Origin of the sequence: Methylobacterium symbioticum (assembly GCF_902141845.1) — a bacterium.
Taxonomy (GTDB): domain Bacteria; phylum Pseudomonadota; class Alphaproteobacteria; order Rhizobiales; family Beijerinckiaceae; genus Methylobacterium; species Methylobacterium symbioticum.
In genome coordinates this window covers 1-14,648 of record NZ_CABFPH010000124.1, presented here as the reverse complement: position 1 = coordinate 14,648, position 14,648 = coordinate 1, and the positions used below count along the sequence as shown (strand labels likewise).

The window sequence follows — 14,648 nt, the reverse complement described above, 5'->3', positions numbered from 1 at the left end:
TCAAACCGCGCCCTCCGATCACCGGATCCGCGGCCCCCGGGGGGTCGTCCCGGCCGTCGCGGGCAAGCCGGTGGTCACCGCCCGGCCCCCCCGGCGCGGCGCGGCGTCGCCACCGCCACGCCCCGCCGGACGCGGGACGGCCGGCCCTACCTCGAGGCGCTGCTCGCCACCGCCACGGGCCTCGGCGCCGCGCTGCTGCTCCAGCCCTATGCCGGCGTCGAGAATGCCGACCTGTTCCTGCTCACCGCCGTGGTCGGCGTCGCCGTGCGCCGAGGGCTCGGGCCCTCGCTCGCCGCGGTGGTGGCGGCCTCGCTCGCCTACAACTTCTTCTTCCTGCCGCCGGTCTACACCTTCACCATCGCCGACCCGACCAACGTCGCCGCCTTCCTGCTCTTCACCCTCGTGGCGGTGCTGGTCTCGAACCTCGCCGCGCGGGCGCGCTCGGTGGCGGTGATCGCGCAGGCGCGCGCGCAGGCGAGCGAGCGTCTGTACGGCTTCTCGCGCAAGCTCGCGGGCTGCGGCACCCTCGACGACGTGCTCTGGGCCACCTCCGCCCAGGTCGCGGCCATGCTGGGGGTGCGCGTCGTCCTGCTCCTGCCCGAGGGCCAGGCCGTCGCCGTGCGGGCCGGCTACCCGCCCGAGGACAGGCTGGACGAGGCCGACCTCGCGGCGGCCCAGTGGGCCTTCGGCAACGACCGCCCGGCCGGGCGCGGCGCCGACACCCTGCCGGGCGCGCGGCGGCTGTTCCTGCCGATGCGGACCGGGCGCGGCACAATCGGGGTGATCGGCCTCGACCGGGACGGGACCGGGCCGATCCTGACGCCGGAGGGTCGGCGCCTGCTCGACGCCCTCGCCGATATGGGGGCGCTCGCCATCGAGCGGGTCCGCCTGGTGGAGGATCTCGACCGGGCCGAGCGCGAAGCCGAGACGGACCGCCTGGCCCGGGCCCTGCTGACCTCGATCAGCCACGACCTGCGCACGCCGCTGGCCTCGGTGCTCGGCGCCGCGAGCACCCTGCGCGACCTCGACGCCGCCCTGCCCGCGGAGGCCAAGGCCGAGCTCGTCGCCACCATCATCGCGGAATCGGAGCGGCTCAACCGCTTCATCGCGAACCTCCTCGACATGACCCGGCTGGAGGCGGGCGCCGTCGCGCCGAACCTCCGGGACCAGGACGTCGCCGAGATCGTGGACACGGCGCTCCGCCGCACCGAGGCAATGCTCGCCGGCCACCGGGTGCAGGTGGCGGTCGAGCCGGACCTGCCGGCCTTGCCGCTCGATCCGGTCCTGTTCGAGCAGGTGCTGGTCAACTTGCTCGACAACGCCGCCAAATATGCGCCGGAGGGGAGCACGGTCACCGTCCGGGCACGCCGCGAGGGGGCCGACATCCGCATCGCCGTGCTCGACGAGGGCGAGGGGCTGCCCGAGGCGGAGGTGGAGCGGGTGTTCGACAAGTTCTACCGGGCCCGCAAGGGCGACCGGGTCCGGGCCGGCACGGGGCTGGGGCTTGCCATCGCCCGCGGCTTCGTCGAGGCGATGGGGGGCACCGTCACGGCGGCCAACCGGCCCGACCGCGGCGGGGCCTGCTTCGTCGTCAGCCTGCCGGTGCCGGCCCGCACCACCAGGGGCAGCATCGCCGCATGAGGCCGACCGCATGAGCGCGACCGTTCTCGTCGTCGACGACGAGCCGCCGATCCGCAAGCTCCTGCGCATGGGCCTGTCCACGCAGGGCTACAGCATCCTGGAGGCGCCGGATGCCCGCTGCGCCCTCGACCTCCTGCGTCGGGCGCGGGCCGATCTCGTCATCCTCGATCTCGGCCTGCCCGACATGCGCGGCCACGACCTGCTGCGCGCGATCCGCGCCGACCATCCCGACCTGCCGGTGGTGGTCCTGTCGAGCCGCGACGACGAGGGCGGCAAGGTCGAGGCGCTCGATCTCGGCGCGGACGACTACGTGACCAAGCCCTTCGGAATGGCCGAGCTTCTCGCCCGCCTGCGCGCGGCTTTGCGCCACCAGCTCGCGGTGCGCGGCGAGCGGCCGGTCTTCCGGGTCGACGGGCTCTCGGTCGATCTCGTGCGGCGCATCGTGCGGGTGGGCGAGGCCGAGGTGAAGCTGACCCCGCGGGAATACGACTTCCTGCGCGTGCTGGTGCTGCATGCCGGCAAGGTTCTGACCCATGCGCAGCTGATGCAGTCGGTCTCGACCTCGTCCGATCCGCAATATCTGCGCGTCTACATGCGCCAGCTCCGGCAGAAGCTGGAAGTCGATCCCGAGCGCCCGCGCATCCTCCTCACCGAGACCGGTATCGGCTACCGCCTGCGTGCGCCCGACGACGAGCCGCGCCCCGTCCCGGATGGCGGTCCGGCGGCGCAGGCCCGCTGATGCCGGCGCCGCCCGAGGCACCGCGCGCCTCCCCCCGCGCGCGACGCCTGCGCTGGCTCGCCTACGCGCTGGTCTTGGCCGCCGCCCTCTGGCTGGCAGCCCATCTGCGGTAGCGGGTCCGACACCCGAATCGGACGATCGCCCGGCGGTGCCCGCGCCGATGCCGCCCTCCTCTGCATCGTTCCGTCCAGGCCGAGACCAGAGGCCTGAAGATCAGTAAAAAGCGCGTGCCGCCGCTGGCTTATCCCGCATTTGGGGTATGACAGCGCACCAAATCAGTCTCTCGGACGCCGATCCACGCGCGATGATTGAGCTTCTCTGTAACAGGGGGTGCGGGAAGTCACTTGAGGCGGCGCCGGCGCGATTTAACGTTGCTGTCAGCGGAGGAGCCCTGGGGTCGGGCGCGGTGTCGGACCCTCCGCGCGGAAGCGAGAAGCCGCCGCACCGCGCATGTCTTGCTGGGAGGGGTCCATGAGTGACGCCGATACCGTGCCCGTCTGGGCGCGCCGCCGGTTCCAGCGTTTGGTCGGGCGCGGCCTGACCGCCGCGCTCGCGCGCCGCATCGTGATGCCCTCCAGGATGCCGGCCGGGCCGCTACCCGCCGAAGAGGTCCCGCCGGCCCCGCGCAGCCTGATCCGCTACCCGGTCCTCGCCTACTCGTCCGACGCCGTCTGACCGGGGCCCTGCGAGGCCGCGCCGGACTGGATCAGCGCGACGGCACGGCCGGGCTGAGGGTCACGCCGGACGTGCCGGGGGCGCCCGTGCTCGGCGTGCCGCCGACCCCGGTCGTCGGCGGCGCGACGAGCGGGACGGTCCCCGTGGTCGCCGCCGATTCCTCGAGGGTCGGCGCGACCGACCGGGGCTCCCGGACGATCACGCCCTCGGCCGGACCCGGGGCCGCGAGATCAGGGCCGCCGGGACGGGCCGGAGCCCCCTGCGCCAGCGCAGCACCCCCGGAGAGGCCCGCGGCCAAGGCCGCTGCCAGTGCGATCGTCGCGCGTCTCATCGGTCGTCCTTCCTGCCGTGGATGGACGCTAACGGGCGAGGCGCGACGAAGTTCGCGCCGGGCCTCAGGCGTGGGCCTGCGCGACCGCCAGGATGGTGACGCCGAGGGCGATCACGGCGATCCCTATGATCATGGCGGGGCTCACCGCCTCCCCGAACAGCAGGGCGCCCCCGAGCGCGGCGCCCACCATGCCGACACCGGCCCAGACCGCGTACACGACCCCGATGGGCAGCATGTCCATGCTGGTGGACATCAGCCACAGGGCGGTGCCGTAGCCGAGGGCGACGATCAGGCTCGGGAGAGGCCGGGTGAAGCCGTCGGCGGCCTTGAGCGCCAGCGTGGCCGAGACCTCGGCGCCGATCGAGACGGCGAGGACCAGGTACGGGTTCACGCGACCACGGCCTGCGGCAGCGCGGCCGGGCCGGGCGCCGGCGGGGGCACGAACATCTCGAGATCGTCGGCGAACTGATCGATGATCGGCGCGGAATTCGCCAGGCAGGTCGCGAGATAGTCCGAGAGCGCCGGCGCCGGGGCGACGCCCTCCGCGAGCAGCCGGTCGTTGGCGAAGGTCATGTCGAGGGCGCAGAAGGCGTAATAGGCCCGCGTCGCCCGCAGCATCGTCTGCTTCAGCGGGCTGTCCAGGCCGAACACCGCCCGGAAGCGGTCGCGCAGGGCGGCCCGGTCGCTGAGGTCGAAGCACGACAGCGCGCGCACGCCGTCGCTCGGCTCGGCCGCCTCGAAGGCGCGGTTCAGCGCGCTCCAGCGGGTCACGCTCGGGAGGCCCGCCGAGACGTGGTAGAGATCGTGGGCGAGGTCGTGCTTGCGCAGCAGCGTGAGCAGGGCGCCGGCGGCCCAGTCCGCCGGGACGATGTCGCAGCAGCTCTCGGGCGCACAGGGCAGGAGACGCAGCCGGTCGGCCGCGCGCACCAGCCACAGGATGCTGGAGCTCGGCCCGGCGCCCAGCGTGCTGTGGCCGACGACGATCGAGGGCCGGGCCACGACGAGGGGCAGGTCCGGGAACTCGGCCGCCAGGGCCTCCTCGGTCGCGGCCTTGGAGGCGGTGTAGGGGACGAGGTGGCGGGCCTCCGGGTCGGGACGGCTCTCGGCGACCACCGGCCCGGCCTCGGCGCCGCAGCTCATCGCGGTGCCGATATGCAGGAAGCGTTGCAGGTTGCGCATCCGCGCGGCGCGCCGCGCCAGGGCCAGGGTGCCGTCGCGGTTCGTACGGAACAGCCGCTCGCCGCCGAAATACGAGGTGTCGGCGGCCAGGTGCAGGATGTGGGTCACCCCATCGAGGCGCGGATCGTTGTCGTGGTCGGCCTGGGTGAAGTCGCCGGGCACGATCTCGACCTTGCGGGCGAGGCGCTGGGCGGTGAAGGGATCGGTGAAGCGGGCGAGGCGCGCGGCGACGCGCTGCCGGCCCTGGTCGGCATTGGCGCAGCGGACCAGGCAGATCCAGCTGGTGCCGTCGTCACGATCGAGGGTTTCGTGCAGGACCGCGCCGCCGAGCAGCCCGGTCGCGCCGGTCAATAGGATACGTGCCAAGAGCTTCTCTCCCGTCTCCGCGGACCATAGAGAGAAACATTCCGCAACAATTCGGAAATCTTCGCGCAAACAGCGCGATCGACTGGAACCGTGGCATCGATATCACACAAGATCACACAATCTTGATGAATTCGGCGCCGCTCACGCGGTCGATCACGCGAAGTTTCATTGACCAATCGCGAAGGTGTGGATCAGCCCCGACCCGATCGTGACCGCGTCGGCCTGACCGATCCGGCGCACGATCGGGCTTCCCGCGGCGGATCCCACGATCCGGTCGTAGCGCAGATAGGCGAGGATCTGCCAGGACTCGGACCAGTCGTAGCTGACGGCCGCCGTGGCGCCGATGGAGCGCGGCCCCGCCGAAGCCCGGTAGGGCGTCAGCAGGGGGTTCACCAGCGCCGTACGGACGGGCACGTCGAAGTCGAGGCGCGTCGCGGCCGCGTCGCCGAGGACGAGGCGCGGCCCGCCGCTCAGGGTGAAGCGGCCGAAATGGCCGACCAGATCGGCACCGAGCTTGGCCACCACGCCGTCGTGGTCGCGCACGCCCTGCGTCACCTCGGCCCGCAGCCGGAGGATGTCCTGGACCGGCCAGACCTCGGCGAACAGGCCGAAAGCCGGCGCCAGGGGACGGCCCGGCAGGCCGAGCAGGCGACGATCGTCCCGGGCGGAGCGCCCGTCGCGGAGGTCGAGGACCGCCCCCAGCTCGACGGGTCCCTGCCGGATCAGGCTGGCGTCGAGCCCGTCATCGGGAGACCACCAGCTTCGCGGCTCGTCGGGGCCGCGGAACGACAGGTAGGGGAAGCCCCAGAACCCGGTCGTCCGCGCGCCGGGATAGCGCGGGCTGGCGCCGAACAGGCTGCCGACGGAAACCAGCGTGCGCGGCTCGAACAGGGCGCTGAGATCGTCGGCCCGGGCGGAGACCGCCGAGGTCACGACAAGGGAGCTCGCGACGAGCGCCGTCGCGACGCGCGACCGCGCGGCGCGCGACGGTTGAACAGGCTGAGCCATGCCGCTCTTCATGTCAGTCAGATCGATCCTGAGCCACGCGAGGCCAGATCTCGTCCGGCGGAAGCCAGACGTTCGGCGTCGTCCGCGATAAGACCGGAACGGTCAAGATTGTCTCTCACCGGTGCGGAGATTCCTATAAGGCCTCACGTGGATTGCGGGCACGGCGTGCCGCCGGTCCTGCGGGCCGGGGCGTCGCTCGAAAGCCGGATCCGGGCCGGTCCGGTGCGAGCGCGCCGCAATGTGGTCCCGCGCCATCGCGTACCGGTGTTGCAAGGTCCTGAATGAGCACGTCCAAGGTTCGTTGTCCGTTCCCATCAGTCGAGCCGGCAGCCGCAACGCTCGCTCCCTTGTGAAAGCGGATTAACATGGGTCAGTAACTGGATCGGTAATAGGGACCGAGACAGTTCGTCTGTTTGCGCACACGGCTCCGAGATTCCGCTCATGTTTCCTGTCCCGGTCAACGAGACTGCCCGGCTCGCGGATCTGCGTCGCCTCGCGATCATCGACACGCCGCCCCAGCCTCATTTCGACGCCGTCTGCCGCCTCGCCTGCGACCTGTTCGCCGTCCCCATCGCCACCATCGGCTTCGTCGAGGCGGACCGGCAATGGTTCAAGGCGTCCTGCGGCCTCGCCTCGGAGGGCTCGTCCCGGGCGGACGCGTTCTGCGCCCACACAATCCTGTCCGACGCGCCCTTGATCGTCCCCGACGCCGCCGCCGATCCGCGATTCGCCGACACCCCCCTCGTCCGGGCCGAGCCGCATATCCGGTTCTACGCGGGCGTCCCGCTGGCGCTGCGGCCGGGTCTCCGGATCGGCACGCTCTGCCTGATCGACACGGTGCCGCGGACGGTCTCGCCCGAGCAGGTCGAGCGGCTGCGCGATCTCGGCGCGATCGTGGTGGCGCATCTGCACCTTCACGAATCCGCCAACGTCCACGCTGCGGAACTCGCGGCGCAGCGCCGGAACGCGGACGCGCTCGCGCGGGCCAACCGCGCCCTGGCCGAGCGCGAGGCGGACCTGCGCGCGACGAAGGACCTCCTGCGCGACACCATCGACCGGATGGACCAGGGGCTCGTCGTGCTCGATGCCGGGCAGCGGGTCCGGGTCGCCAACGCGCGCATGGCCGACCTGCTCGCCCTGCCGCCCGCGCGCCTCCAGGCGGGCGCGACGCTCGCCGACCTCCGCCACGACCGGGGCGAACCGGGCGACGGCCTCACGCTGCCCCCCGGCCTGTGCACCCCGCCCGAGGACGGGGCCGCGCCGCCGCCCGTCATCGACTGGCCGAGGCCGGACGGCGCCGTGCTGGAGGTCCGGCGCTCACCGCTCCCCGATGGCGGATCGGTCGTGGTCTGCTCGGACGTCACCGAGCACCGTCTCGCGGCGCGGGCCATCCAGGCGAGCGAGCGCACCTTCCGGCTGCTGGCCGAGCACACGACCGACATCATCATCTGGAGCGATCTCACCACGGCCCGGCGCTACGTGTCGCCGTCCGCCGCCGCGGTGCTCGGCTACGAGCCCGAGGCGCTCCTCGGCACACGGCCCCTCGACTTCGTGCATCCGGGCGAGGCCGACGCCTATGCCGGCATCCTGGAGGACCTGACCGCCGGCCGCCTCGCGCGCGCCCTGACGACCCAGCGCTACCGGCATCGGGACGGGCACTGGGTCTGGCTGGAGATCAGCTTCTGCCTCACGCACGACGCGGCCACGGGGCGTCCGGACGGCTATGTCGCCTCGCTGCGCGACATCTCGGAGCGCAGGGCCATGGAGGAGGCCCTGCGCGAGAGCGACGCGCGCTATCGTGCCCTGGTGGAGCAGCAATTGCGTCAGGCGCAGGCGCATGCCGACTTCACCGCGGCGACGAGCGCCGCGATCCTCGGCCAGCTCGCCGAGGGAGTGATCGTCACGGACAGGGACGGACGGATCATCCTCGTCAACAATGCCGCCGCGACGATCCATGGCACGGCGCGTCTCGACGTGGCCCCGGACGCCTACAGCGAGACCTATCACCTGTTCAGGGAGGACGGGCGCCCGTATCCGCCGGAGGCGCTGCCCCTGGCGCGCGCCGTGCGCGGCGAGGTGGTGCGCGAGGCGTGCTGGCTGATCCGGCGGCCCGACGGCACCGAGATCCGCGCCGTCGGCAACGCGCAGCCGCTGTTCGGAGCCTCCGCCGAGCAGATCGGCGCGGTCCTCACCCTGCGCGACGACACCGCCCGCGCGGCGGCCGAGCAATCCCTGCGCGACCTCAACGCGACGCTGAGCGAGCGCGTCGCCCGGCGCACAGGCGAGGTCGAGGCCGCGCGCGCGCTGGCCGAGGCGGCCAGCCGGGCGAAGACCGACTTCCTGGCCGCGATGAGCCATGAGATCCGCACCCCGCTGAACGGCGTGATCGGCTATGCCGACCTGCTGAACGAGGAGCCGGACCTCAGCGCCGCGGCGCGCCTGCACGCCGAGCGCATCCGCTCGGCGGGCTCGGCGCTCCTCACCATCGTCAACGACATCCTCGACTTCTCGAAGATCGAGGCCGGCCGCGTGGAGATCCAGGCCGAGCCCTTCCGGGTGTCGGCGCTGATCGAGGGCGCGTTCGCGATCGTGCGCGGCTCGGCCGAGGCCAAGGGGCTCGCCGTGAACGTCACCCTCGCCTCAGAGGTGCCGGGCTGGGTGTCCGGCGACAAGGCGCGCCTGCGCCAGGTGCTGCTCAACCTGCTCAACAACGCCATCAAGTTCACCCATCGGGGCTGGGTCGACCTGAGCGTCGGGGCGAGCGCGGGCCCCGAGGGCCAGGTCCGCCTGCGCTTCGCCGTATCCGACACCGGCGTCGGCGTCCCCGAGGGCCGGCGCGACCGGCTCTTCCAGCGCTTCAGCCAGGCGGATGCCTCGATCAGCCGGGATTTCGGCGGGACGGGGCTCGGACTCGCGATCTCGAAGTCGCTCGTGGACCTGATGGCCGGATCGATCGGCTTCGACAGCACCGAGGGGCAGGGCTCGCGCTTCTGGTTCGAGGTGCCCCTGCCGATCGTGCCGGAGGATGCCTGCCCGGACGAGGCGAGCGCCGCGCCCGTCATCCGCACGAACCGGCGCCTGCTCCTGGCCGAGGACGTTCCCCTCAACCAGGACCTCGCCTGCCTGATCCTGCGGGCGGCGGGGCACCATGTCGACGTCGCGGGTGACGGGGCCGAGGCCGTGGCGGCCGTGCGCAGCAAAGCCTACGACCTCGTCCTGATGGATGTGCAGATGCCCGGGGTCGACGGGATCACCGCGACCCGGCAGATCCGCGCCCTCGACGGCGCGGCCGGGCGGGTGCCGATCGTGGCGCTGACCGCGAACGTCCTGCCGCGGCAGGTGGCGGCCCTGCGCGCGACCGGCATGGACGGCCATGTGGGCAAGCCGTTCCGGAAGGACGCGCTGCTCGCCGCCGTCGAGCACTGGGCGCTGCGGCCGATGGCGGGCGCGGCGCGGCCCAGCATCGACAGGATCGTCTACGAGGAAACGAGCAGTCTCGTCGGCCCTGAGCGGATGCGCGACATGCTGGCGATGCTGGCCGAGGAGCTCGGCCAGCGCTTCGGCCCCGAATCGGTCGCCCATCACCGCGAGCGGATCGCGGAGGACGCGCATGCGATGATCTCGGCCACCAGCATGATCGGCTTCTCGTCCCTGTCGGAGAGCTGCCGCGAGGTCGAGGAGGCCTGCCGGTCGGATGGGGCCTACGAGCACCGGTTCGAGGCCCTGCGCGCCCGCGCGGCCGAGACGATCGCCGAGATCGCGGCCCTGCGCGCGGCCTGAGGGAAGCCCGCCCTCCCGGACGCGCGTCGCGCCCGGTATCCGGACGAGGCACCATTCCCCTCTGCCTGCCGGGCGGGGACAGGGATCCCCTGGGGGCGCTCAGGCCCCCGCCGCGCGCTCGCGCTTCAGCCGGTAGAGCACCTCCAGCGCCTCGCGCGGCGTCAGTGCGTCGGGATCGACCGCGTCGAGGAGCGGCCCGAGGCGGTCCTCGGCCTGCGGCTCGGGCTCCGGCGGAGGCGGCGGAGCGAGGGCCGCGAAGAGGGGCAGGTCGTCGATGCGCGGGCGGCCCGGGCGCTCGCGCTCGGCCTTCTCCAACCCCTTCAGGATCGCGCCCGCCCGTGCCACCACGCTCGCCGGCAGGCCGGCGAGGCGGGCGACCTGCAGGCCGTAGCTGCGCTCGGCCACGCCCGGCACCACCTCGTGCAGGAACACCACCTCGCCGCGGTGCTCGGCCACCTTCAGGGTCGCATTGTCGAGACGGGCGAGCCGCTGGCCGAGCGCCGTCAGCTCGTGGAAATGCGTGGCGAAGAGCGCCCGGCAGGCATTGGCCTCGTGCAGGTGCTCCAGGCAGGCCCAGGCGATCGACAGCCCGTCGAAGGTCGCGGTGCCGCGGCCGATCTCGTCGAGGATGACGAGGGAGCGCCGCGTCGCCTGGTTCAGGATCGCGGCGGTCTCGACCATCTCGACCATGAAGGTCGACTGGCCCCGGGCGAGGTCGTCGGCGGCGCCGACCCGGGAGAACAGCCGGTCGACCCGGCCGATCCGCGCCTCCGCGGCCGGCACGAAGGCGCCGATCTGGGCCAGCACCGCGATGAGCGCGTTCTGGCGCAGGAAGGTCGACTTGCCGCCCATGTTCGGGCCGGTGATCAGGCGGATGCGCCCGCGCGAATCGCCCGACAGGTCGCAATCGTTGGCGATGAAGGGCTCGCCCGCGCGGCGGAGCGCCGCCTCCACCACCGGGTGGCGCCCGCCGCGGATCTCGAAGGCGAGGGAATCGTCCACCACCGGGCGGCGCCAGTCGAGCTCCACCGCAAGCTCGGCATGGCTCTGGGCCACGTCGAGACCGGCCAGCGCCTCGGCCACCGCGGCGATGCCCTCGGATTGTGCCAGGACCCGGGCGGCGAGATCGTCGAACACCGCGGATTCGAGGGCGAGCGCCCGGTCCGAGGCGCCGGAGATCTTGGATTCCAGTTCGCCCAGCTCGACGCTGGTGAAGCGCATGGCGTCCACCATGGTCTGGCGGTGGACGAACTCGCTCATCAGGCCCTTCAGGCAGGCCTCGCCCACCGATTGCGGCACCTCGATGAAATAGCCGAGCAGGTTGTTGTGCTTGATCCGGAGCGTGCGGCAGCCGGTCGCCTCGGCGTAGCGCGCCTGCAAAGCCGCGATGACCTTGCGCGAATCCTGGCCGAGCGTCCGAGCCTCGTCGATCTCCGGATGGTAGCCCTCGCGCACGAAGCCGCCATCGCGGCGGTTGAGCGGCAATTCCTCGGCGAGCGCCGCCTGCAGGGTGGCGATCAGGTCCGGATCGGCCCGGAGCAGGTCCCCGGCGAGATCCGCCAGGTCGTCGGGCAAGGCCGCGCCGGAGAGCCGGGTGCCGAGCCGGACCGCCACGTCGAGCCCGTCGCGGATCGCGGCGAGGTCGCGCGGGCCCGACCGGCCGAGGCCGACCCGCGACAGGGCGCGGGCGAGATCCGGCGCACGGGCGAGGGTGTCGCGCAGATGCCCGCGCAGGGCCATGGCCTCGGTGAGATGGGCCACCGCCTCGTGCCGCCGGGCGATCCGCCCGAGATCGGTCAGCGGGCCGGCGAGGTGCTCGGCGAGCAGCCGGGCCCCGTTCGCCGTCACCGTGCGGTCGATGGTGGCGAGCAGGCTCCCGGCGCGCTCGCCCGACAGGGTGCGGGTGAGTTCGAGATTGGCCCGCGTCGCCGCGTCGATGGCGAGCGTCGCGCCGCCATCCTCGCGGGTCGGGACGGCGAGGGTCGGCCGCGCCGCGAGCTGGGTGCGCGCGATATAGAGGAGCGCCGCGCCGGCCGCCGCGATCTCGGCCCGGGTGAACTGCCCGAAGCCGTCGAGGGTCGAGACGCCGTACTGCTCGCGGATGCGCCGCTCGGCGGAGGCCGGCTCCAACTCGCCCTGCGCCAGCGGCACCACCGCGGCGCTCGTCTCCTGCCAGAGCCGGGCCAGGGCCGGATCGGCGTGGATCGCCTCCGAGAGCACGATCTCGCGCGGGTCGTGCCGGCTGATCGCGCCGGACAGGTCCTGGGCCGGCACCTCGCTCAGGGCGAAGCGGCCGGTGGAGATGTCCACGGCGGCGAGGCCATAGGCATAGGCTGTCTCCGTGAGCTTGCGCCGGCCGATGGCGAGCAGGAGGTTGGCGCGGGCCGGATCGAGCAGCCGGTCCTCGGTGATGGTGCCGGGCGTGACGAGGCGGACCACCTCGCGCCGCACCACGGATTTCGGCCCCCGGCGCTTGGCCTCGGCCGGATCCTCGGTCTGCTCGCAGACGGCGACGCGGTGGCCGAGCGCGATCAGGCGGTTGAGGTAGTCGTCGGACCGCTCCACCGGCACGCCGCACATCGGGATGTCGGCGCCGCCATGCTTGCCGCGCTTGGTCAGCACGATGCCGAGCGCCCGCGAGGCCGTCTCCGCATCGGCGAAGAACAGCTCGTAGAAGTCGCCCATGCGGTAGAACAGCAGGCAGTCAGGATTGGCCGCCTTGATCTCGATGTACTGCGCCATCATCGGCGTGGCGCCGGCCACCTCCGGCCCGGGGGCTGCGTCCGGGGTGGGGGCGATCTTGCGGGCGGTGCGGGGCATGCCCCACCCTTAGCAGAGCCTGCCGCGCGGATCAGGCGCGCGGGGTCGCAGGGCTGGGGAGAAGCCTCATATCGCAAGGGGGCCGCCGCATGCGCGACGGCCCCCCACGATCTCCGGTGCCGACGAACTCAGGCGGGGCGGCGATGGAACGCGGCGATGACCTGCGACCGTCGCCATCGACCCGCGCGACCGCGCGGCGGCGGCCGTCCGCCGGGCGCGTCGATCCCGACCCTGGGGCGGGATCGACGCACGCAACACGGATCAGTAGCGCGGGCCGCCGGTGGTGTTGCCGAGCTGCTGCTTGTAGCCGGGCCGCTCGGGATTGCGGGCGTTCGGGTCGCCGTGGCGCATGGTGTTCATGCGGCGCGCGCGGCGCTCGGCCCGGGTGGAGTGGTGGCGGTGGCGCATATGGTGATGGCGGCGCCAGGCAGCCGCCTCAACCGTCTCGGTGGCGGAGACGCCCGCGGGTACGGCGAGCGGCGCGGCCGAGGCGGAGAAGGAGCCGAGGCCGCCGAGCAGAAGGCCGGCGGACAGGGCGAGGGCAAGACGCGTCATCAAGGGATCTCCACGGCGCGCGGGCTGCGCGCGTCGAGCCCATAAGACCCGTCGAAAGCCCTTGTTCCGGGCCGTTCTGGAAAAAATAACCTGTCGATACTTTACGTTTTCGCGGACGATGACAATCGCTCAGACGTGAGACCGAACGAACGGCCGCCTTCGATCGCGCCATGTCGGGGTCAGGGCCTCCCGGCGGAGCCGCCCGGTTGCCTCGCCGCCGCGATCGCGCCATCACCCGCCGCGATGCCGCTTCCTCCCTCGCCCGCCCTGCCGATCGACGCGGTGCTGCCGCGCCTCCTCGGCGCGCTCGACGAACGCGCGGGCGCCGTGCTGGTGGCGCCCCCGGGCGCGGGCAAGACGACGCGGGTGCCCCTCGCCCTCCTTGATGCGGACTGGCTCGACGGGCGCCGGATCATCCTCCTAGAGCCGCGCCGGCTCGCCGCCCGCGCCGCGGCCGAGCGCATGGCCGCGACCTTGGGCGAGCGCGTCGGCGAGACGGTGGGCCTGCGCGTGCGCCTCGGCTCCAAGGTCTCGGGCCGGACCCGGATCGAGGTGGTCACCGAGGGCGTGTTCACCCGCATGATCCTCGACGACCCGGAGCTCGCCCGGGTCGGCGCCGTCCTGTTCGACGAGTTCCACGAGCGATCCCTCGACGCCGATCTCGGCCTCGCCCTCGCCCTCGACGCGCAGGGCGGCCTGCGCGAGGACCTGCGCATCCTCGTGATGTCGGCGACCCTCGACGGCGCCCGCGTGGCGCGCCTCCTGGGCGATGCGCCGGTGATCGAATCCGAGGGCCGCGCCTTCCCGGTCGAGACCCGCTACCTCGACCGCGACCCGAACCGGCGGATCGACGAGCAGATGGCGGAGCTGATCCTGCGCGCCCTGCGGGCGGATCCCGGCTCGGTGCTCGCCTTCCTGCCGGGCCAGGCCGAGATCCGCCGGGTCGCCGAGGCGCTGGAGGGCCGCGTCGGGCCCGACACCGACCTCGCGCCCCTCTACGGCGCCCTCACCCCGGCCGAGCAGGACCGCGCCGTCTCCCCCGCTTCACCGGGGCGGCGCAAGGTGGTGCTCGCCACCGCCATCGCCGAGACCTCGCTGACGATCGAGGGCGTGCGCATCGTGGTCGATTCGGGCCTCGCGCGGGTGCCCCACTACGAGCCCGGACTCGGGCTCACCCGCCTCGTCACGGCCCGCGCCTCGCGCGCCTCGGTGGACCAGCGCCGCGGCCGCGCCGGGCGCACCGAGCCCGGCATCTGCTGGCGCCTGTGGGCGGAGGCCGGCACCGGCGCCCTCGAACCCTTCGCGCGGCCCGAGATCCTGGCCGCCGACCTCGCCGGCCTCGTGCTCGACTGCGCCGCCTGGGGCGTCTCCGACCCTTCACGCCTCGCCTTCCTCGATCCGCCACCGGCCCCGGCCCTGCGGGAGGCGGGCGCCATGCTGCGCGACCTCGACGCCCTCGACGCGGACGGGCGGCTCACGGAAGCCGGCGCGCGGCTGCGGGCCCTGCCCCTGCCGCCGCGCCTCGCCCGCATGGTGGTGAGCGCGGCCGGCTCG

At 73.2% G+C, this 14,648-nt stretch carries 11 protein-coding genes; 5 read left to right on the top strand and 6 right to left on the bottom strand.

Annotated elements, in window-relative coordinates:
• From MET9862_RS25370 to MET9862_RS25360, 3 genes are all read left to right on the top strand, one after another.
• Positions 1–1,641, top strand: a 1,641-nt coding sequence (locus tag MET9862_RS25370) for an ATP-binding protein (protein ID WP_142585740.1), incomplete at its 5' end; no start/stop codon positions are given.
• Between the two features lie 10 nt (positions 1,642–1,651).
• Complete coding sequence (locus MET9862_RS25365; RefSeq protein WP_142585739.1) at positions 1,652–2,380, top strand: response regulator transcription factor; 729 nt, start codon at positions 1,652–1,654, stop codon at positions 2,378–2,380.
• 471 nt (positions 2,381–2,851) lie between these two features.
• Positions 2,852–3,055, top strand: a complete 204-nt coding sequence (locus MET9862_RS25360; protein ID WP_142585738.1) for a hypothetical protein — start codon at positions 2,852–2,854, stop codon at positions 3,053–3,055.
• Positions 3,056–3,086: 31 nt separating this feature from the next.
• Here MET9862_RS25360 and MET9862_RS25355 read toward each other — a convergent pair whose 3' ends face one another.
• The 4 genes from MET9862_RS25355 to MET9862_RS25340 form a co-directional block, all read right to left on the bottom strand.
• The gene (locus MET9862_RS25355) at positions 3,087–3,386 is read right to left on the bottom strand and encodes a hypothetical protein (RefSeq protein ID WP_142585737.1); all 300 of its coding nucleotides are present in this window, start codon (positions 3,384–3,386) and stop codon (positions 3,087–3,089) included.
• 64 nt (positions 3,387–3,450) lie between these two features.
• On the bottom strand, positions 3,451–3,777 hold the full coding sequence (locus MET9862_RS25350; RefSeq protein WP_142585736.1) for a DMT family transporter: 327 nt from the start codon (positions 3,775–3,777) through the stop codon (positions 3,451–3,453).
• Entirely contained in the window at positions 3,774–4,931 is a 1,158-nt protein-coding gene (locus MET9862_RS25345) for an SDR family oxidoreductase (RefSeq protein ID WP_142585735.1), read from the bottom strand. The genes MET9862_RS25350 and MET9862_RS25345 overlap by 4 nt, the downstream gene beginning before the upstream one ends.
• A 165-nt stretch (positions 4,932–5,096) precedes the next feature.
• Positions 5,097–5,939, bottom strand: a complete 843-nt coding sequence (locus MET9862_RS25340) for a MipA/OmpV family protein (RefSeq protein WP_185157003.1) — start codon at positions 5,937–5,939, stop codon at positions 5,097–5,099.
• 441 nt (positions 5,940–6,380) lie between these two features.
• On the opposite strand from MET9862_RS25340, the gene MET9862_RS30295 reads away from it, so the two are divergent.
• Positions 6,381–9,719 (top strand): PAS domain S-box protein, encoded by a 3,339-nt coding sequence (locus MET9862_RS30295; protein WP_244612904.1) that lies wholly within the window; start codon positions 6,381–6,383, stop codon positions 9,717–9,719.
• Between the two features lie 99 nt (positions 9,720–9,818).
• Here the strand turns inward: MET9862_RS30295 and mutS are convergent, their stop codons facing one another.
• Both mutS and MET9862_RS25315 read right to left on the bottom strand, forming a co-directional pair.
• A complete protein-coding gene (gene mutS, locus MET9862_RS25320; RefSeq protein WP_142585733.1) occupies positions 9,819–12,539 on the bottom strand; it encodes a DNA mismatch repair protein MutS in 2,721 nt (906 codons plus the stop codon).
• Between the two features lie 261 nt (positions 12,540–12,800).
• Positions 12,801–13,094 carry a hypothetical protein gene (locus tag MET9862_RS25315; protein ID WP_142585732.1) on the bottom strand — a complete coding sequence of 98 codons (294 nt, stop codon included), beginning with the start codon at positions 13,092–13,094 and terminating at the stop codon, positions 12,801–12,803.
• Between the two features lie 243 nt (positions 13,095–13,337).
• Between MET9862_RS25315 and hrpB the strand changes: the two genes are divergently transcribed.
• Positions 13,338–14,648: ATP-dependent helicase HrpB (gene hrpB / locus MET9862_RS25310; protein WP_142585731.1), on the top strand; the 1,311-nt coding region annotated here is incomplete at its 3' end.

Excerpts from the sequence above, each read along its gene's own strand:
- MET9862_RS25365 (WP_142585739.1), top strand. The coding sequence starts at position 1,652 with ATGAGCGCGACCGTTCTCGTCGTCGACGACGAGCCGCCGATCCGCAAG.
- MET9862_RS25360 (WP_142585738.1), top strand. The coding sequence starts at position 2,852 with ATGAGTGACGCCGATACCGTGCCCGTCTGGGCGCGCCGCCGGTTCCAG.
- MET9862_RS25355 (WP_142585737.1), bottom strand. The coding sequence starts at position 3,386 with ATGAGACGCGCGACGATCGCACTGGCAGCGGCCTTGGCCGCGGGCCTC.
- MET9862_RS25340 (WP_185157003.1), bottom strand. The coding sequence starts at position 5,939 with ATGGCTCAGCCTGTTCAACCGTCGCGCGCCGCGCGGTCGCGCGTCGCG.
- MET9862_RS30295 (WP_244612904.1), top strand. The coding sequence starts at position 6,381 with ATGTTTCCTGTCCCGGTCAACGAGACTGCCCGGCTCGCGGATCTGCGT.
- mutS (WP_142585733.1), bottom strand. The coding sequence starts at position 12,539 with ATGCCCCGCACCGCCCGCAAGATCGCCCCCACCCCGGACGCAGCCCCC.
- MET9862_RS25315 (WP_142585732.1), bottom strand. The coding sequence starts at position 13,094 with ATGACGCGTCTTGCCCTCGCCCTGTCCGCCGGCCTTCTGCTCGGCGGC.